Genomic DNA, 20,890 nt, shown 5'->3' with positions numbered 1-20,890 from the left:
ACGCCAGATGCGCCATGCTGGTTACTGGAAGCAGGTCACCAGACCCGGTTTATTCATTAGCGTGATACTACAATCCTGTGCTCCAGTGCCTTCGTCCATTCCACACTGTTGAGAGGACAAATAAGGAAAACTTGGTGAAGACGGCCATCCCAGTGAATTAAAAACAGTGTGCAACAACTCTAATTCATTGTATGTCGGTGCATTTTCTATGCTGCCACACTGCCTTGCAATATCCCATTTACTGGCATCAATGATATGTGCAGAAGCCCAGTTTTCGTAGTTAATAATCGGTGAGGATACGGGATTAGCCCCGGACGGCAATTCTGTCGTTAACAACGGTCGATGTAGCGATTTACCATTCACCACTACAGTGTCTGCCATATGTCCCCAAAAGTGCGCCGAGGAAACATTCGGGCTGGTTGGTACCGTAAAAATAGCGTTCAGCGTGTCTGTCGCGGAAGCGTAATTAGCCAGAGTAACCGTCAGTGGCGTTTTATAACCAGGGGTATTATCCTGGCGGAGCGTAAAACTTGCCGTCCCATCCGCGCCTGTCATGCCACTAATGGTATTACCGCTTTCACTCAGCGTAACAGCCGAACCAGATAACGGCTGAACGATGAGATCGTCCATCGCCACCACATCACCATACAACGTTGCCCCAGCGTTACGCGGCGATGCCTCACCGCGTTTCAAAGTAAATTCCACATTCGGCACAGTATTCCCGGCGCTATCTTTCACCGTCACGGTAACGGGCATGGCTTCGCCTTTTTTCACTTTCGCCGCCTGGCTGTCAGCATCAAACGCTGTTGAGGTCAGTGTGACGCTGGAAACCGTTGCGCGCGCAGACACCAGACACGCCTGATAAGCGGCATTACCATTCAATGTCGTTGTGCCATCTTTCATATTGAGCGACTGATTTTTACCATCTGTAGTCTTATCCTGCGCCCACCAGTAATAATAAACTGACCAGCCAGTTTCCGTCGTAAGGGTGTTATTGGGATAACGTTGATACAGTGACTTCATATCGCTGAGCAACGGTTGCCGGGCTTCCTCACAAGGGCTGAGGCTGGCATTTGCTTTAGTGGTTGACGAAAAATAGGGCCAGTCCTCATTATTGTTATTGGTTTTATTTACCCCGGAGGTCGATGGCAGCTCCTTCCACAATTTCGGTCGTTCAAAGACGGTTCCATTTGCCGCTGTCACCGTTTCTGGCATATGACCCCAGTAGTCGGCATCCTGGGCGTCAGGGCTGGTGACCACGGTAAATATCAGGTCCAGGTTTGACGTGATCTGCGGATCTTGTGCAAGCGAGACCGTAAACGGCGTTGCCAGGCCGGTGGTGGCGTTTTGCGTAACATTGAACGTCACTGTGCCATCACTGCCGGTAAAACCAAGCCATTTTGCCGTATCCTGAGCAAAGGAAATACGGGTTGCTGTCGGTGTGACGACATCTACAATAAGATCATCTGCCGACGATGAGGGCCTAATTCCTGAACGACTTTTCGCCTGCGCCCGCTGAAGCGTCACGCCCTCACCACTCACCAGGTTGCCATTTTGGTCTTTTACTGTCACGACTAACGGGATTGTCTCGCCCTTTTTCGCCGATGCCGAAGGTGTGCCGCCGTTACTGGCGGTTTTCGTCTCATCAAATGCTACTGAAGTCAGGGTAACGCTTGACGGCTTAGAGTGAGGCTGTGCCAGGCAGAGCATTAGAGCAACCGGAGAGAGTGCGGATGATGCTCGTCCCGTGCTTAGGTTAAAGACCTGGTAATACCAGGAGCTACCATTGGAGTTAAGTAATTCATAAATCCACCAGTTTCCTGACGCTATCGGCAACCCCAGATCTTTCGTTAACGCCCCGTTTGGGTGATCGTCATATAACCCCTGCAATTCGCTGAGGCGCGGTTGATATTCCAGCGAACAATCTGCCGTCGCTTTTTGAGTACTATATATATATGACCATGTCTCATTATTACCGTTTACCAAGCTCCCCGTAGTCGCTTCCGCTGCCAGTAATGGGCGCTTGAAGGTCACGCCTGCCGAACTGGTAAACGTTTCCGGCATATGGCCCCAGTATTTCGCTTTTGGCGAATCCGGGCTGGTTATCACCGTGAAAATGACATCCAGCGTGACGCTTTTCGAGGTATCGCGCATGAGTTCTGCGCTGAGCGGCGTTGACAGCCCATAACTGCTATTCTGGCTGACCTCAAACGTAGCTTTACCATCGCTCCCTGTCTTCAGAAGAGCCTGCGTCCCATCCCCATACAAGATTGACGTTACCCCAGTAGGTTCCACAGGTATGATGGTAAGATCATCTGCAGAGGCATCGTACGCAGCTTTAGCGCGGTTCAGCGCAGTTCCTCGTTTAAGGTTAAAGCTGGCACCTGGCAGTGGATTGCCTGCGCTATCTCGCACCGTAACAGTCATCGGGATAACCTCTCCCTTCTTCGCTGTTGCGCTGGGCCTGCCATCATTGCTGGCCGTTTTCGTTGCATCCTCCGCCGTTGAGGTCATTTCAATAGAAGCCGCCTCTGGATGAGGGTTTACCAGGCACAGCATTAATGCCGAGGTGGTTGAAGACGCTCTTCCACTTGATCCATTTAACAGATAAATATATTGATCGTACCAGTTACCCGCATATGCCACCATGTCGTAAGCCTACCAGTAGCTATTTACCGGAATACCCAGATCGGTCTTTATCGCACGACTTGGGTGTTCGTCGTACAATGCCTGTAGTTCGCTTAACAGTGGTTGATAATGTACATCGCACCCGCTTTTATCGATATCCCCCTTTGTTGCCGATCTCAACACGGCCCACTCTTCATTGTCTTCTATAAACGACTGGCCCGACGCTCTTTCAGCAGAGAGTAAGGGGCGTTTGAAGGCAGTACCAGAACGCGTAGTGAACGTTTCCGCCATATGCCCCCAGTAACTTGCCAGGGGGGTATCCGGGCTGGTTATCACGGTAAACATCACGGGTAATTTGTTGGATTCCAGGCTCGACTGATAGGCCTGAGCGTACACATTGGTTACCAGGCCTATAGAATCATCCTGCTTTACCGTAAACGTGGCTGTCCCGTCTGCACCTGTCACCGCATAAAGGGAGATTGATGGAGTATCCACTCTTGCCGACGTTCCCGCAGCGTTGATTACAGTGATAGTTCTGTTCGACAACTGTACATTCTGGCGATTTGTCGATCCTTCACGTTTGAGAATAAACGGAACATTTGGTACGACATTTCCCTGCGCATCTTTTGTCACCACGCGAATCACCGCGTCGTCACCTTTTTTCCGTTTTAGTGCGCTGAGGGTTTCGTCAACTTTGACAAATTGTGTCACATCGTTCGCTTCAACAATAATGTGGCTGGTCACCGCCACTGGGGTAGCCCGACAACTTAGCAGTCCTAGACTGCTTGACATGACCTCCGTTCCATCACCCGTTTTTAACGAAACCGCTTTAAAATTAAATGTTTGAGTGTAATAGGCAACAACCGTACTGGAGATATAGGCGCGTGATACAGGCCATCCCGTAACGTCATGTATTGGCACGTAACCTTCATCGGCATACAGTGACTCCAGCTCACTTTCAATCGGGACATATCCTGCACCGCAACCATTTACAGATGTGTTGTTCGACTGGTCCGGCGAGAACAGTGACCAGCTCTCTCCATCTTCCTGAAAAGAGCTTCGACTGGTTGTAACGGAAAGCTCATCTTGCAATAACGGTCTTTTATAAATAAGCCCGCCTGCACCGGTCATCGTTTCGGCCATATGCCCCCAGAATTTTGCTTTAGGGGTATCGGGGCTGGTTATCACCGTAAAGACCACCGGAAGCATTGATTTTACGTTATTATCTGTATCCAGCATGGCGGTCAGTTCGGTTTTTAAACCCGTGGTATTGTCCTGTTTCAGTGCAAGTGTTGTCGTACCATCTGCGCCGGTAACGCCATAAATCAGTGCTGTTGTTGAGGAAAAATTACTCTGCGTGTTACCCCAGGCATCCGTCACGATGAGCGCGCCTGCTGTCACCGTTGTAGACGCATTTGCCCGATTGACGCTAAGGTTACGTTTAAGCGTAAACGCGGTATTTCCCACCGGGTTACCCTGCGAATCTTTAGTGGTCACGCGAACCACGACTTCTTCCCCTTTTTTCGCTTTGACAACATTATTCGTACTGTCAAATTTTGTGGGGTCCGCAGCCTCAAGAACGATTTGGCTAGCCTTGACGATCGGCGTCGTCTGGCAGGTAAGCAGTTCTTTTGTGGCCGATGGAATTATCGAACTGGTGCCTGAACTGAGATTGACGGCCTTGAAGTCACGCTGTTCCAGACTACTGCTGCCTGTCGTGCTGGTAAGGTAACTTGAGGCGACGGGCCAGCCCTGAACCGTTTTCATCGCATTGCCGCGGTTGGCTTCATACAATGACTCCAGCCCGGCCTGAGAGGGAACATATTCACTACCACAACCATTAGAGGATGTGCTTGTCGCCTGAGTTTGGGTAAATTGCGCCCAGTCCTCATTATCTTCTGCAATCGCTGTTCGACCCGACGTACTGGATAACTCTTTCAACAATAATGGGCGTTTAAAGACCGTTCCATCCGCAGCCGTCACCGTTTCCGGCATATGCCCCCACATTTTCGCTTTATTGCTGTCTGGGCTGGTGACAACGGTAAAAATGGTATCGAGGGTCGCTTTTTTCGTTGTGTCTGAATAGAGCGCGGCGGTCAGCGACGTTTTTGTGCCATGGGTATCCGGGCGGGTAATAGTGAGAATTTTAGTGCCATCGCTACCGGTCATCGCGCTGTATGCTGCGGCGGTATCATTGAGCGAAGTTTCATCCGCCAGGCCACTATTGATCACAACCGGCGCAACCAGCGCATCACCGCTACCGGCAATGTGTTTTTCGTTTGATCGGGTATAACCATCGCCACGCTTCAGCGTAAAAGGCATATCACCCAATGGATTGCCCTGAGCATCTTTTACCGTCACCTTCACCTGTAGCGTTTCGCCTTTTTTCAGCTTCGCCGCATTTGCTGCCGCGTTCCACTGCGCCGGGTCCACCACTTCCAGCGTAATGCTGCTGGCAGGATTGTTAGCCGTCGTCAGGCAACTGACATAAACCGCCGTGCTACCGCCAATGGTCCGCGCGCCATCGTTGAGGGCTATGGTGTAGTAATGCGGCACCTGATCCGCGGGCGAACTGCTCCAGTAGGGCTGACGCTGCGTTGGCCAACCGTGTACCGTTTGAACGGCGTTACCGCTGTTAGCCTCATAGAGCGCGTTAAGCTGGGAACGGCGTGGGAGCATATTGGCACCACAGCCACCTTTACTGGTGCTGGAAGTGTTGGCCTGGCTAACGCGCGACCACACTTCGTTATTTTCCGTTAATGTGCCGTCCGGGCTGGACACTTCCGCAGCCAGTCGGGGTCGGGCAAAGGTTAATGCATCGACGGTAATCGTCTCATCCATATGCCCCCACATCTGCGCGCCAACCGCATCCGGACTGGTGAGCGTAGTGAAAATCACATTGTATTTAACAGTATTGGGAATATAGGAGTTTACAGGCGCAATATTCAGCGGCGTCGCTAAGCCCACACCTTGCGGTTGCTTAATTTCCACAGTAGCAAAACCCTGCGCATCCGTAGTACCTGCATAGACTAAAGACGGTTGCGATGTTCCGTAGAGCGTGCCATTCATCTCGATTGCGCCGCGGGTTGGATCATCGAAACCCGTGCTCTGCCCCTGACGATTTTTCCCCATATCTTTAGTGATGGTGAACGCGGTATACGGCACGGGCGCATTATTCAAGGCATTAAAGGTGCGTACCGTCATGGTAATCGTTTCACCCACTTTAGCCTGCGCTCTGCTGCTTGTGGAAACATCATGATCGGTGGTCGCGGCAATCTGGGCGACCATCTCATTGCCCGAACAAGAAAGGTAGTTTTGCTTAAAGCCGGAATAGGTATCGATGTTGCCCGTGGCCAGGTTCACCGACGCGTGCGACGTCTCTTCCACCGCACTAAGATACGCTTTTTGCAACGTTGGCCAGCCATATTCGGTGCCGATGACATTGGCTGGATGTGCGGCAAACAAACTGTGCAATGAGCTTTGGCTCGGAATATGACCTAAACCACACTCAGCCTGCATACTGCTATTCTGATCAAACAGCGCCCAGTCTTCGTTATTTTCCCGCACTGCTCCCAGTTCGTTGTCGGTTTCATCCGCCAGCCGTGGGCGTTTAAAGATATTATTCGCTTCAATAATGCCTAACATATGTCCCCACATCCGCGCTTTGTCGGAATCAGGGCTGGTGATCACCGTAAAAATAACGTCTTTCTCATCCGAAGCGGTAAAATCACTGCGCATTTTCGCGGTGATGTGAGTTTTCACCCCCACTCCGCCTGGCTGGGTCAGCGTCAGAGAGGCCTCTCCGTTAGCATCAGTGATCCCTTCATAGGTATGGGCGTCAACTTTGCGAACGTTACTGCCACCATCAATTTGTACCGGGTGCGTCTCCCACGCAGCGTCAGTTTGATTCTTACGGTTAACACCGTCATCCAGATGCAGCGAAAAGTAGTAGTAAGCCAGCGGCTGATCGTTGTTCTTGCTATCGGTAATCGTCAGGCGTAAAGAAGCCTCTTCCCCCACCTTTACTTTCATCGCTTTTATCGTCGAATCATAACTGCCCGGCGTCAGTACCAGCTTCGGTTCAACATCGGGCGCTTCTTTATCGACACAGCTCACAATAAACGTCGTATCGTCTGGTTTTTGCGCTTCGCTGCGGTTCGAAACATCCGCCGCATGGTGCTGGCCACTCATCCCCGCCAGTGATGACCAGTAGAAATTACCCTGCATCGGCCAACCAGCCACATCCTGCACTGACGTTGGCACCACCGTCGCCAGCGCACCGAACTGACGCATTCCGGGCAAAATGTCGCAATGTTTATCCGCGCCGCTCCAGGTAAAGGTGGACCAGGTTTCATTGTGATCGTTAACCGTACCGTCTTCATTATCGACTTCCGCCGCCAGTTTTGGTCGACTAAAAGTGTAATCACGGGCCTTCAGCGTATCGGGCATATGACCCCACATTGTAGCCTGCGGGACATCCGGGCTGGTGAGGACGGTAAAGATCACTGCCGTTTCACTGGCCTGAGCAATACCCGCAAGGCTCGCGACCAACGGCGTTTTTACACCAGGGCCGTTGGCCTGGGTGACCGTAACCGTGGCAACACCATTCGCATCGGTAGTACCACGATATTCCGTCGCGGTGGTGGTTAATTCGGTCGTGCCCAGTTTTACCGGCGCAGTATTGTTCACCACACCCTGGCGGTTTTCAGCATCTTTGCGTTTGATAACAAAAGGAATATTCCCCACAACATTACCGACGCAATCTTTGGTGGTGACCGTTAACGTGATACTGCCGCCAACCGTCGTTTTCGCCGCACCGGAGGATTCGTCATAGCCCGCGGCGCTGACGGAAATAAGGTCACCCTGCGCGGGAGCAATCTTCAGCGTCACTTTCTGATCGGCGAGCGTCAGAACACTTTCATAGGGATAGCCCGTCGAGGTGAGTAAATATAACAGCGGCATGGTCTGTTGGGGATCAGGCTGCGCCCAGGCGACCAGCGAACGCCCGGCAAGTCCCTGAGCGCAAAACGAGCGATCTGCGACTGGCTGTGGGTCCAGTAAGGTGTCCGGCGTCGCGGCATCCGCCCAAACTAAAGATACTGTCGGTGGCGTTTGGTTTTCCCAACGTGGGGTGGAAATGATATCGCCTTCTCTGTCTTGCGGATTGGTGACGAGCAATTTAGAGACGCTAATATCCGCGCTGAATTCACTCGGTTTAGCGGTAAACGCTACCTCATGCGTCTTTGCAGGATCCAGAAAGACACTGCCCTGGTAGACGGGTATGCTGGCACTGTCGGCGGTGGGCACGGTACCGTTAAATTCGCCGACCGTATCTGAAGAGTCTTGCCATGCAGATTCTGCCCATGACCACCCAGGCAGCATTGCGCTTATCAGCAATGCGCATAACACAAGGATTTTATTCAGGGTCAGGGACATGACAGAAACTCCACCGGTTGTTAAACGGACGCTTGTCGCATCAACATATTTTGCTTAATCCGGGATTAAGCAAAATATGCGGAAACAGCATTCCCTTGCGGGAATGCTGCTGAGTACGCATTATTTGTGTTTGTAAATAATGTGAAGTTTGTACCCCTGTACCCCGTCGCCGTTGGTCGGGATGGTAAGAGCTTCTTTACCATCGCGCGCAGGGCCGTTAAGGTTGGTTCTGGCGTCTTCGTTGGTCGCAGGGATGACCAGATTGTTATTATCGAAGCTTGAGTTAACGATACCACCCGAGGTGCCGAGCTGTTGGCTGCTGCCAGAAAGTACCCAACGGAAGTCATAATTGGCGGTAACGTCAGCATCGGTACCCGCATCAAACTTGCCGTTTTTGTTCTCATCCGAGTACAGTTTGGCCACGTAGGTTTTGCCAAGTTCGATTGGCGTGCTGCCGTTGATAAGGTTGATACTGGTACCATCAACAAAGATGGCGACTTTCAGGTTCTGGTTAACTACCGGCCCTGGCGCAACGTTGTCGCTGTCGCTTCCGCCGCCGCTGGCAGTGGAAATGTCATAAAGATGCAGCGCATTCCCGACGTTTGGCGTACCGGTCTGCGTGGTTGGCGTAATTTCAATACCGATATAACGACCACGGTCGGCATCGGTAAGGGTGTAACTGGTCACCTTCGTTACCAGCTCTTTTGGATCGTTACCCTGAGCGTCCTTGTAGCTCATCCAGCGGATAGTATCGATAGTCTTTGCGTTATCGCCCAATCCCCCAAGATCCACGTCGCCTTCGGTATCACCAATTTCCCAACTTACGGTTAATTTATCACCCGAGTAAAGACGCTTGTCCGTTTCACTACCTGTCGGGCGAGCGCCTTTTAGATCAGAAGTCAACGTTACATGGTCGGCATCTGTCGTAGCGCTTCCCCCTTCCGAATAGAGCCACGGAATGGTTCCCTGGAAAATATTGGTTTCGCCGCTGTCGACCCAGGCGCTTTCTTCCGCCAGCGCCACAGGTGCCACACAATAACCTGCCAGTGCCAGCGCCAATGCGATCCGGGTCAGACCGCGTCTTTTATCCTGCTTCATTGATGCTCTCCTTAATGAACCTTCAGCGACTGGCCGACTGGCCTTACGCCAATCTTATTTTTTGGTATACAGCACGCGTAAACCGTATCCCTGCAAGCCATCTCCCGCTTGTGCGCCATAGGTTTGGCTGCTTCGCGGTTAGTGGCCGGAATCACAATGTCCTCATTGGAAGTGTTCGCCTGTGCACCCACTTCACCATTGATGCTCTTGCCGGTAAATTCCCACTTGTAGTCGTACTGCGCCATCTCTTCGTCAGTCAGTTTTTCGACCTGCTGGAAGACACCGTCTTTATTGCTGTCACGCCACAAAACAAATCGATAAGTGTTGTTGAGCGGCAGCGGTTCTTTATCTTTACCTATCAGGTTGCTGGGTTTAGCCGCCCCCACACGATAGATAAATGCATTTAGCCCACCAATTTCTGCCCCGAGGAAAGTGACATCCACATAGTTACTGTCGTCGTAGGGCGCGGCTTTTGCTTTCCAGCGATAGGTGCCGGGTAAGGTACTGGAGAGGGTGACAGTGCCCTTTTCTTTATCTTGTTTAGCGATAAAAACGCAGGGGTTGTCGGTCGAGCAAGGCTTGTTGGTTAACGTCACTCGTTTGTCCTGCGCGTCGTAAAGCTGCGGCGTGAGGTTATCTTCCGGCAGCGCATCGCCATTGCGGTCGGTGTTATCGCCAAAGCTGTCGGTTACATCGAGATCCATCACCACACCATCAACGCCATCTGCCTGAGCGCTGGCTTCGTGGCTGTGGTTGTTCTCTTCCGGCACGTTCGCGATGTTATTAACAATCAACTCTATTTTACGGTCCTGCTGAACGGTGATTTCCACCACGCCAGAGTTCTGTCGGTTGCCCTTTTCATCTTCCAGTGCCAGACGTACTCGCCAGGTATTGAGTTTTTCTTGTTCGGCTTTGTCAGAGCTGTACTGCCAGGCGGGCAGCACCAGGTTCCAGTGGTTATTGTTACCCTCTGTCAGGGTATTCTCTTTGATAACCGGCATAACCAACGTGCGGGCAGCATTGTTTTTCGCCTGCCATGACGCAGCGACAATTTTGTAGTGGTGGTTGATAAGCGCGTTAATGGTCCACTTACATTTTTCCAGCCCGACGGCCGCTTCGGGAGTGTCCTTAATGACGCACTCAGGGTGCTCGTTGGTGGCATCCGCTTTTAACCACAGGGTGACATCAAGCGGATCTTTTTCTTTGTATTCCAGAACAATAAAGTTATTACGCTCAACAAAATCATGACGACTGCCCATCAACGAGTGAGCCGCTTTCACTTTATCGCTATCCAATTGATCTTTTAGCGGAACGCCGAACTGATAATTAAGAGTGGCATTAATGCTGACATCGCTGTTATCTCCGGTCCCCGCTTTATAGTCCGCCCCAACGGTTAGTAATGGCACCGGTTGATAATTCAGTCCAAGTGTTACCGCGTAGGGATCTTTCTCCAAATTATCCGTACCAAAAAGGGCGACTTCATCGCCGTAATATTGCTCGAAGACAACTTTGCCCCCCAGTTGCGGATAAGAAGGTAACCAGGCTTCGGCACGAATATCCCAGCCGCGCGCAGGTCGTTCTTCATAAAAGTCGAAATCTTCAGAGTCTTTCCAGTCAGAAAGCGGATGATAATAGTTGCCAGAGAATTTTAAATAATCAGTCCACGCTTCGCCGCCTAAACCTAAACGGCGATGTCCTCGGGTAAAATCATAATCATAAAATATATTTCCGCCCAATAACCATTCATCAAAATTATGTCTTACCCCAAGACCAATATTCCCGGTTGTACGATCTTCTTTTCGTTGCGCAGAAAATTGACTGAAATAAACAGTGGTTTGATTATCGTACCAGGGAACAAAATAATCGATGGAGCTGCCATCCAGATCGCCGTCCTGGCCAATGGAGAAGTTCGAACGGACCTTACCGTAGGGAGAGAGTGTGTCTTCAATATAAGATTGTGCGGTTGAGGTGATTTGACTTTGCAGATAGCTTCTGGCCTGAGATTCCAGCGCCTCAGGGGTCAAGTTTTCAAACCCTTGCGTGGCGGAGTTGATGACGTAATCGGCTCCGCGCTCTTTCAGCGATTTACCCTTGTTGGTTTGTTCATCCTGCTGTGCTGCCTGGCTACCTAAATCAGGTAACGATTCGTTTTGCTTAACATTTATCTCTGGTGCCGCGAAAGCAGCACCAGAGATAAATGTTAGCATAATACAGCGTTTCCATCGCAGCATGCACTTTCCCTGTGACAATGATACAGTCAAAAATAAGCTTTAATATTGTATCCCTGATTATTCAGAAAGGCATGTCATAAAGAATAAATATATTCTTAATTATTTAAATTAGTGATTTCACTCAATTACATTAGTTATTCCACTAATAACAGATTGTTTTACCATTCACATATTAAATAAAAATGATAAAACAATATATTCACATGATATTAAGCAATAACAAATTCAACGCGTTTTTTAGATATTAAACCGTGCCCATGTTGGCAGAAATAATCCACAGCACCACAAGCTTTTAACACTTGTAACGGCTGATGACACTCAGGGCAAAGTGCCTGGACGGTAAAGTCTTTGTCGCAAGTTGCACAGTGGGCAGTCTCGCCATTGCGTTCGAGAGGGGTTTTGCAGGTTGGACAGTTGAGTGCCATAAATACTCCTCGCGCGTTATTCGGTTTCCCTTTCCGTGTGGAAAGGGAAACCAGATAAGTGATTACTTACTTTTCTTGATATGCTTCATCAGGCGCTTACGCTTGCGCATCTGGGTTGGCGTCAGGGTATTACGCTTGTTCGCATACGGGTTTTCCCCTTCTTTGAACTGAATACGAATCGGCGATCCCATTACGTCCAGCGATTTGCGGAAGTAGTTCATCAAGTAACGCTTGTAGGAATCAGGCAGGTCTTTCACCTGGTTACCGTGAATCACCACAATCGGCGGGTTATAACCACCAGCGTGGGCATATTTCAGCTTCACACGACGACCGCGTACCAACGGCGGTTGGTGATCTTCAACAGCCATCGTCATGATGCGCGTCAGCATAGAGGTCCCCACACGACGGGTGGAGCTGTCATACGCTTCACGCACTGATTCAAACAAGTTACCAACACCACTGCCGTGCAAGGCAGAGATAAAGTGCACACGAGCAAAATCGATAAAGCCCAGACGGAAGTCCAGCGTTTCTTTCACCTGCTCTTTCACTTCCTGGCTCAGGCCATCCCACTTATTCACCACAATGACAAGTGAGCGCCCACTATTGAGAATAAAGCCCAGCAGCGAGAGATCCTGATCGGAAATACCTTCGCGGGCGTCAATCACCAACATCACCACGTTGGCATCTTCAATGGCCTGCAACGTTTTGATTACCGAGAATTTCTCTACAGCATCGGTGATTTTGCCGCGTTTACGTACGCCAGCGGTGTCAATGAGTACATACTCACGTCCATCGCGCTCCATTGGAATGTAGATGCTGTCACGCGTCGTGCCAGGCATGTCGTAAACAACAACGCGCTCTTCACCAAGAATACGGTTAGTGAGTGTAGACTTACCTACGTTCGGACGACCCACAATCGCCAGTTTGATCGGCAGACTTTGCGGGTCGAAGTCATCTTCCTCTTCTTCTTCGCCGTTTTCTTCTGCTTCAAATTGCGCCCAGTATTCAGCGTCTTCGTCGACTTCTTCTTGCGGTGCGAGATCTTCCATCCACGGCAGCAGCACGTGCTCCAGCAGACTTAATACGCCACGACCGTGAGACGCGGCGATCGGGTAGATTTCCCCTAAACCAAGCGAGTAGAAATCAACCACTGCCTGATCGGGATCCAGACCGTCAGTTTTGTTTGCCACCAGGAAGGTCGGTTTTTCACGGGAGCGCAGATGTTTAGCAATCGCTTCATCCGCCGGCATCAGGCCCGCGCGCGCATCCACCATAAACAGTACGACGTCCGCTTCTTCAATCGCCAGCAGCGACTGTTCCGCCATGCGGGTTTCTACACCGTCTTCTGTGCCATCAATCCCGCCGGTATCAATGCAGATAAACTCACGGCCTTCAATTTCTGCACGACCGTACTTACGGTCACGAGTCAGACCCGGGAAATCCGCAACCAGCGCATCTCGGGTGCGAGTTAGACGGTTAAATAACGTGGATTTTCCTACGTTAGGGCGCCCGACAAGCGCGACCACAGGTACCATGTTTAAAGCCTCATTTTTATAAATCATCAGACAACGCACGCTATATTCGTGTCGTTGTTAAAAACAGGAAAACGGCCCCTGTCCAGGAGCCGTTTTCAAAGTGAACGACAGAGACGATTAACGTGTAATAGAGTACACGGTTCCGTCTTTTGCCTGGATCAGCAGTTTGCCGTCAGCGGCAACCGGTTCAGTCTGGAAACCGGAACTATCAACTTTTTGCTGGGCAACGAAACGACCATCTTCGACGTTAATCCAGTGCAGATAACCTTCACTGTCACCTACCACCAGGTTGCCATTATACAGCACCGGAGAAGTCAGCAGGCGATGCAACAGATCGCTTTGTGTCCACAGCGTAACGCCGCCATCAATGGTCAACGCCATCACCCGGTCATTTTGATCGACCAGATAGATGCGATTGCCGTCGACGATGAAATCATTCACCGAACCCAGTTCGCGTTTCCACATAATCTGACCACTGCGCAGATCAAGCGCCGTCAGGTTACCATTATAGGCCAGCGCGAAAACAACGCCGTTAACAACGACGGGAGTCGTGTCAACATCGCTCAGACGGTCAATTTCGGTAGAACCGGTCGCCTGGGAAATACGCTGCTGCCAAATCATCTGGCCCTGTTCCATCAGCACTGCGCTGACGCGACCATTATCGCCACCCACGACAGCCGCACCAAAAGCCGTTGCCGGCGCAGACTCGCCACGCAAAGAGAGCGAAGGCATATCGAGGTTAACTGTCCATTTGACAGCGCCGTCAGCTTCGTTCAGCGCTTGTAACTGACCGTTACTGGTGTGGATTAACACCAGACCGTCGCTGACCACCGGGCGAGAAAGAGCTTCACCCGCGACTTTAGTTTGCCATGCCACAGTACCATCGCTGGTATTCAGCGCGTAAACCTGCGCCTTTTCACTGCCAATGTAGACATGCCCGCCAGACACGGTCACGCCGCCAGAAAGTAATGCAGGCTCTTTAGAGAACCAGCCATCTTTCTCGGCCAGGCTGACAGACCAGATTTCTTTGCCATCATCCGCATTCAGCGCTTTTACTAAACCAGCGCGGTCCGCTGCATAGACAACGTTGTCCGCCAGTGCCGGATGAAGATTGGAATAGAAGTTGCCAATGCCGCTACCAACGGAAGTGCTCCACGCCGTGGTCGGCGTAAACTGGTTTTCAACGGTTGGCAATGGGGACATCTTTACCACATCTTCTTCGCTGTTAAACAGCGAACAGCCGCTTAAAAGGGTAACGGAAAGCAGTCCTGGCAGCAGTAATTTACGCAATTGCATCGGGTCCCTCTCAGATGGACAAATTATTAATTTTCATCTGCATCATTTCGCTCAGTGCCGGAGTAACATCGCTTTTCACGCCTGCTTCCCATGCACTACGCGCACCTTGCTTATCACCTTTGCTCAGCAATGCTTCACCACGCAGGTCGGCAACAATGGCAGCCCACCCTTCACCTTTGATGGTATCAAGGGTTTTCAGCGCGGCATCAGCCTGCTTGAGCTGTACCTGAACGCGAGCAAGACGCAGATTTATCACGGCTTTGAGATTTTCATCGCTCGTGTCTGCCAGCCCCTGTTGTAACTGGGCGGCAGCTTTCTCTAGTTCATTTTTGTCAACAAATTGCTGCGCAAGTTCCAAAGAAGCCAGCGCACCATAAGTATTTTTATTTTCAGCAGCAAATTTTTCCGCCGCCGGAATGCTATCCGGTTTGCCTTCGCTCACTGCGGTAACCGCATTTTGATAGGCAAGAGAAGCGGAGCGTGCAGAATCAACCTGATGGCTGTTCCAGTAGCGCCAGCCAATCAGTGCCCCAACGCCCAAAATCACCCCAACAGCCAGTGCTTTGCCATTTTCAGCAAAAAAGCGTTTAACCGCTTCAACCTGGTCGTTTTCGTTCTCGTAAATTTCCACGCTGTCCTTCTCCTTCCTTAACCCAGTAACGTGCGCAAATGCGCGGCTACGCTATCCTGCGCAACTGCCGTTTGCTCACCAGAGCGCAAATCCTTCACTACTGCTGTGCCGTTAGCCACTTCAGACTCACCCAGCACCACAGCAACGCGGGCACCCCATTTATCAGCACGGGCAAACTGTTTCTTAAAGTTGCCGCCGCCGTGGTTGGTCATCAGTTTCACGCCCGGTAATTCATCACGCAGACGCTCTGCTAATGCCATAGCCGCAGATTGTGTATCAGCACCTGAAGCCACCAGGTATATATCGACAACAGGATCGGCCTTAAATTCCGGATTAACGGCCTGAACTAACAATACAAGACGTTCGAGGCCCATCGCAAAACCGACTGCCGGTGTAGCACGACCACCCAGTTGTTCCACCAGACCGTCATAACGACCGCCTGCACACACGGTGCCCTGGGAACCGAGGCTGTTAGTCACCCACTCGAAAACGGTACGGTTATAGTAATCCAGACCACGCACCAGACGCTGGTTGACGGTGTAAGCGATCCCCGCGCTCTCAAGCAGTTTGCACAGACCGGCAAAATGCTCACGAGATTCCTCGTCCAGATAATCGCCTAATGCCGGAGCGTCGTTGAGAAGCGCCTGCACCTCCGGATTTTTTGAATCCAGCACGCGCAGCGGGTTAGTGTACATGCGGCGTTTGCAGTCTTCGTCCAGCTTTTCTTTATGCTGCTCAAGGAATGCCACCAGCGCATCGCGGTAATTCGCACGAGCTTCCAGCGAACCGATAGAGTTCAGCTCAAGTGTTACGTGCTCGGAAATACCCAGCGCGCGCCACCAGCGGGCAGTGAGCATAATCAGTTCAGCGTCGATATCCGGACCTTGCAGACCGAAAACTTCGCAGCCCAACTGATGGAACTGACGATAACGTCCTTTCTGCGGACGCTCGTGACGGAACATCGGCCCGATATACCACAGACGCTGTTCCTGATTGTACAGAAGACCATGCTCGATGCCGGCGCGTACACAGCCCGCCGTCCCTTCAGGGCGCAGAGTCAGGCTGTCGCCATTGCGATCCTCAAAGGTGTACATCTCTTTTTCAACCACGTCGGTGACTTCACCAATCGCACGTTTGAATAGCGGGGTCTGCTCTACAATCGGCAAGCGGATTTCACTGTAACCGTAGCTGCCGAGCACGTTTTTCAGTGTGCCTTCAATGCGCTGCCAGATGGCCGTTTCGCCAGGCAGGTAATCGTTCATGCCGCGAATGGCTTGAATGTTTTTTGCCACGTTTATTCTCTTTCTGAATATAAAAATGAACCCTCAACGCTTCCCTCAATGTTTCGGGAGCCATGCGGGTTCAATCATACACGGGAAGCGAGGCGCTTCCCATCACGTTATTATTTTTCAACCTGCTGAACGTCAATTCGACGCGCTTCGTCCAGCTGACTGGCTTTCGCACGAATGCGTGCTTCCAGCTGGTCGATCATATCGTTGTTGTCCAGACGGTCTTTGCGCACGCCATCTTCATAGAGGCCGCTTTTCTTGTTACCGCCGGTGACGCCGAGTGTAGAAACCAGCGCCTCACCTGGGCCATTCACCACACAGCCGATAATCGAAACGTCCATCGGAGTGATGATATCTTCCAGGCGTTGCTCCAGCGCGTTAACCGTACCGATAACATCAAACTCCTGACGCGAACAGGTTGGGCAGGCGATGAAGTTGATCCCGCGCGAACGGATACGCAGCGATTTCAAAATATCGAAACCGACTTTGATCTCTTCAACCGGATCGGCCGCCAGCGATACGCGCAGCGTGTCGCCGATGCCTTCAGACAGCAGCAGACCTAAACCAATGGCGGATTTAACCGCCCCGCTGCGCGCACCACCCGCTTCGGTGATCCCCAGATGCAGCGGCTGATCGATCTGTTTTGCCAGCAAACGATAAGACTCAACAGCGAGGAAGACGTCTGACGCTTTCACGCTGACTTTGAACTGTTCGAAGTTCAAGCGATCGAGATGATCAACATGACGCATGGCGGATTCCAGCAACGCCTGCGGCGTCGGTTCGCCATACTTTTCTTGCAGATCTTTTTCCAGCGATCCGGCGTTAACGCCAATACGGATCGGAATGTTTTTATCGCGCGCACAGTCAACCACCATGCGAATACGCTCTTCATTACCGATATTGCCAGGGTTAATACGCAGACAATCGACGCCGTATTCCGCTACTTTCAGCGCAATGCGATAGTCGAAGTGGATGTCAGCCACCAGCGGCACGTTAACCTGCTGTTTGATGAGTTTGAACGCTTCTGCCGCGTCCATCGTCGGTACTGAGACACGGACGATATCAGCGCCAACACGTTCCAACGCCTTGATTTGATTGACCGTTGCTTCGACGTCTGTCGTGCGCGTATTGGTCATGGACTGTACGGCGATGGGAGCACCATCGCCAATCGGCACATTCCCAACGTAAATACGTGTTGATTTTCTACGTTGAATTGGAGCCTGGTTATGCATGAAAAATCTCCCGCGTTACCCGTCTGTTACTGCGCCGGTGATTGTTCGGCATTGAGGGTCAGACGCGCAACCTGGTTAGTTCTGATAAAACGACTCAGATCGACAGGTTTCCCTTGATACTGGATCTGTACTGCGGCTGGCGCACCAATTTTCAGTTTGTACGGTGCCTGGCCGGTTAAGTTCAAATTACCGTCTTTACGTTGCATACCGCTAAACAATTTTTTACCGGTAGCATCAGTGACCTCCAGCCAGCAATCGGCAGTAAAGTTCATCACCAGCGCATTCGGATCAGCCGCCGGCGTAGTCACGCCTGCCTGATCGGTTGGCAACGGCGCAGCGCCATCTGGCGTTGTTGTTGCCGTTGGTGCCGGGGTCGCGGCGGTATCAACATTTGCCTGCGAAGGCGAAACAACCGCATTCTGTTGCGGATCAACAGCTGGTGCTGGCGCAGTTACGGCAGGTGTTTGCGTGTTGGTTGCGGTAGTATCCACAGACGCTGGCGGCGTGGACGTTGTAGCCGGGTCTGTAGTTGTCGACGTATTTAACGGAACACTCTGCCCCTGCTCGCTATTACTGCTCAATTCCGCCGAAGATTGATCGGCCATAGTGGTGATCTCTTCCTGCTGAGCTTTGTGGTCTTGCCACCACCAGGCACCGCTCAGGCCGATAACCACAAACAACACCAGCCAGGTGAAGGTCATCAGCCAGCCGTCGCGTTTTTTGCGGCGTTTACCGAGGGAAAAACTCTGCATCGGCGCAACTTTTGCAGCCCGAAGTGGAGCCTGCTTTTCCAGCCCTGGCAGCAGTTCTTCTTCTGGAATATGTACCAGACGCGCATAAGAGCGGATATATCCGCGCAGGAATGTTGAAGCAAGATCGGCGGGTGCCTTATCTTCTTCAATGTCGCGTACCGTGGAAACCTTCAGGCAAAGTCGCTCGGCAACGGCCTGCTGACTAAGTCCTAGTTGTTCGCGAGCATTACGCAGGCGAGCGCCGGTAGTAAGTGCTTCATTTTGGTCGTGCGTGGCTTCAGTATTCATTCGCTGCAGGTACGTTTAAATGAGAATTGAGATGCCGGTGAACCATCATGCTCACCCACACCGCGAAACATCCGTTAAGTTAACCGTTATCATACAGTATAAGACCGTCTGTGTGCTCGTGACAAAGCCCACATTCACTAAGGCTAACTTACTGTTGCATCGTTACATACTGCCTTAAAGTCAGCAAAAACGCACCGTTAATATTGACCAGACAATTGCAACTTAATACTTCATTCATAAAAGATTACGCCACGGTACATAAAGTAACCGTGGCGTAATGGCTATCAGACCGCTTTAATATCGATGGCTTCACCCTGCATCCGTTTACGCAGGGTACGTTTCGTACGGTCGATAACATCGCCCGCCAACTGACCACAGGCAGCATCGATATCATCACCACGAGTTTTACGCACAATAGTGGTGAAACCGTAGCTCATCAGCACTTTTGAGAAACGGTCGATACGGCTGTTCGAACTGCGTCCATACGGCGCGCCAGGGAACGGGTTCCACGGGATCAGGTTGATCTTACACGGCGTATCTTTCAGTAGCTCCGCCAGTTGGTGCGCGTGTTCAGTGCCGTCGTTAACGTGGTCAAGCATCACGTATTCAATAGTGACTCGGCCCTGATTGGCGTTGGATTTCTCCAGATAACGGCGTACCGCAGCAAGGAACGTTTCGATATTGTACTTTTTGTTGATCGGCACAATTTCGTCACGAATTTCGTCGTTCGGCGCGTGCAGGGAAATTGCCAGTGCAACGTCGATCATATCGCCCAGTTTATCCAGCGCCGGAACTACACCGGAAGTGGAAAGCGTCACGCGACGTTTAGACAGGCCAAAACCGAAATCATCAAGCATGATTTCCATCGCCGGAACGACATTGTTCAGGTTGAGCAGCGGCTCGCCCATGCCCATCATCACTACGTTAGTGATTGGACGCTGACCGGTGACTTTTGCTGCGCCGACGATTTTCGCTGCACGCCACACCTGGCCGATAATTTCCGATACCCGCAGGTTGCGGTTAAAGCCCTGCTGGGCGGTGGAACAGAATTTACACTCCAGCGCACACCCCACCTGCGAAGAGACGCAGAGCGTGGCACGGTCGTCTTCCGGGATATACACCGTTTCGACGCGCTGATCGCCAACGGCAATTGCCCATTTAATGGTGCCGTCAGATGAACGCTGTTCTTCAACCACTTCCGGTGCGCGGATCTCCGCCACCTCTTTCAGTTTGCCGCGCAACACTTTGTTGATGTCGGTCATCTCATCAAAGTTGTCGCAGCAATAGTGATACATCCACTTCATCACCTGATCGGCGCGGAAGGGTTTTTCACCTAAATCTTTAAAAAACTCCCGCATCTGCTGACGGTTGAGATCCAGCAGGTTGATTTTTCCATCTTTCGTGGTGACGTTTTCAGGTGTGACTAATTGTTCAGACATATGCTATTCCGGCCTCGTTATTACACGTTATGGCCCCTGGAGGGTTGAAAAAAGAAACGCCCCGGTGAGCGGCTGCTCGTCCGGGGGCGCTGCATTGTACAAATTCTGGCGCACGGATGCCACGTTTGCACGCGGCATTTACGAAATTATTAACGGGTGCGCGGGCACACTTCGCCTTCGCCGAAGAAATAAGCGATTTCGCGAGCGGCAGATTCGACGGAATCAGAACCGTGGGTACCATTTTCGGTCAGGCTGTCAGCGTAATCAGCACGCAGAGTACCGGCCAGTGCATTTGCCGGATTGGTCGCGCCCAGCAGATCGCGGTGACGCTGAACAGCATTTTCACCTTCCAGCACGGAAACAACGATCGGGCCAGAAGTCATGAATTCAACCAGACCATCAAAGAACGGTTTTCCATCGTGTTCAGCATAAAAGCCACGAGCCTGTTCAACGGTCAGGTGCAGCATTTTGGTGCCGACAATTTTGAACCCTGCAGCTTCAAAGCGCGCAAAGATATTACCTATGACGTTTTTTGCTACCGCGTTCGGTTTGATGATGGAAAAAGTACGTTCAATAGCCATTTTTACCTCTGTAAATTGTTCTGTTGTTG

10 protein-coding genes and 2 pseudogenes are annotated in these 20,890 nt (G+C 51.4%); all 12 read right to left on the bottom strand.

From position 1 onward, the window contains the following. Positions 1–21: 21 nt before the first annotated feature. Positions 22–8,064: pseudogene (locus ACK8NJ_RS06285) on the bottom strand (adhesion domain-containing protein). A gap of 120 nt (positions 8,065–8,184) precedes the next feature. Continuing rightward, a complete protein-coding gene (locus ACK8NJ_RS06280) occupies positions 8,185–9,162 on the bottom strand; it encodes a SinI family autotransporter-associated protein (RefSeq protein ID WP_000806622.1) in 978 nt (325 codons plus the stop codon). A 54-nt stretch (positions 9,163–9,216) separates the two neighbouring features. Next, positions 9,217–11,393 (bottom strand): annotated as a pseudogene (gene sinH, locus ACK8NJ_RS06275) (intimin-like inverse autotransporter SinH). 209 nt (positions 11,394–11,602) lie between these two features. Next, on the bottom strand, positions 11,603–11,818 hold the full coding sequence (locus ACK8NJ_RS06270; protein WP_001196896.1) for a zinc ribbon domain-containing protein: 216 nt from the start codon (positions 11,816–11,818) through the stop codon (positions 11,603–11,605). A 62-nt stretch (positions 11,819–11,880) separates the two neighbouring features. Beyond that, on the bottom strand, positions 11,881–13,353 hold the full coding sequence (gene der / locus ACK8NJ_RS06265) for a ribosome biogenesis GTPase Der (RefSeq protein ID WP_001309661.1): 1,473 nt from the start codon (positions 13,351–13,353) through the stop codon (positions 11,881–11,883). A 117-nt stretch (positions 13,354–13,470) separates the two neighbouring features. Further along, positions 13,471–14,649: an outer membrane protein assembly factor BamB gene (gene bamB / locus ACK8NJ_RS06260; protein ID WP_001177048.1), complete on the bottom strand. Its 1,179-nt coding sequence runs from the start codon at positions 14,647–14,649 to the stop codon at positions 13,471–13,473. A 10-nt stretch (positions 14,650–14,659) separates the two neighbouring features. Further along, positions 14,660–15,280: an ancillary SecYEG translocon subunit YfgM gene (gene yfgM / locus ACK8NJ_RS06255; RefSeq protein ID WP_000409205.1), complete on the bottom strand. Its 621-nt coding sequence runs from the start codon at positions 15,278–15,280 to the stop codon at positions 14,660–14,662. A gap of 17 nt (positions 15,281–15,297) precedes the next feature. Further along, positions 15,298–16,572: a histidine--tRNA ligase gene (gene hisS, locus ACK8NJ_RS06250; RefSeq protein WP_001107167.1), complete on the bottom strand. Its 1,275-nt coding sequence runs from the start codon at positions 16,570–16,572 to the stop codon at positions 15,298–15,300. A 110-nt stretch (positions 16,573–16,682) separates the two neighbouring features. Then, complete coding sequence (gene ispG / locus ACK8NJ_RS06245) at positions 16,683–17,801, bottom strand: flavodoxin-dependent (E)-4-hydroxy-3-methylbut-2-enyl-diphosphate synthase (RefSeq protein WP_000551813.1); 1,119 nt, start codon at positions 17,799–17,801, stop codon at positions 16,683–16,685. A gap of 26 nt (positions 17,802–17,827) precedes the next feature. Next, positions 17,828–18,841, bottom strand: a complete 1,014-nt coding sequence (gene rodZ, locus ACK8NJ_RS06240) for a cytoskeleton protein RodZ (RefSeq protein WP_001090850.1) — start codon at positions 18,839–18,841, stop codon at positions 17,828–17,830. Positions 18,842–19,125: 284 nt separating this feature from the next. Continuing rightward, complete coding sequence (locus ACK8NJ_RS06235) at positions 19,126–20,280, bottom strand: bifunctional tRNA (adenosine(37)-C2)-methyltransferase TrmG/ribosomal RNA large subunit methyltransferase RlmN (protein WP_000003317.1); 1,155 nt, start codon at positions 20,278–20,280, stop codon at positions 19,126–19,128. Positions 20,281–20,429: 149 nt separating this feature from the next. Further along, on the bottom strand, positions 20,430–20,861 hold the full coding sequence (ndk, locus tag ACK8NJ_RS06230) for a nucleoside-diphosphate kinase (RefSeq protein ID WP_000963837.1): 432 nt from the start codon (positions 20,859–20,861) through the stop codon (positions 20,430–20,432). Between the last annotated feature and the right edge of the window lie 29 nt (positions 20,862–20,890).

It is taken from the genome of Escherichia sp. F1, from assembly GCF_046764225.1.
In the GTDB taxonomy this organism is placed as follows: domain Bacteria; phylum Pseudomonadota; class Gammaproteobacteria; order Enterobacterales; family Enterobacteriaceae; genus Escherichia; species Escherichia coli.
Note: the sequence above shows the minus strand (reverse complement) of the source record. Positions and strands in the feature narration are given on the sequence as shown.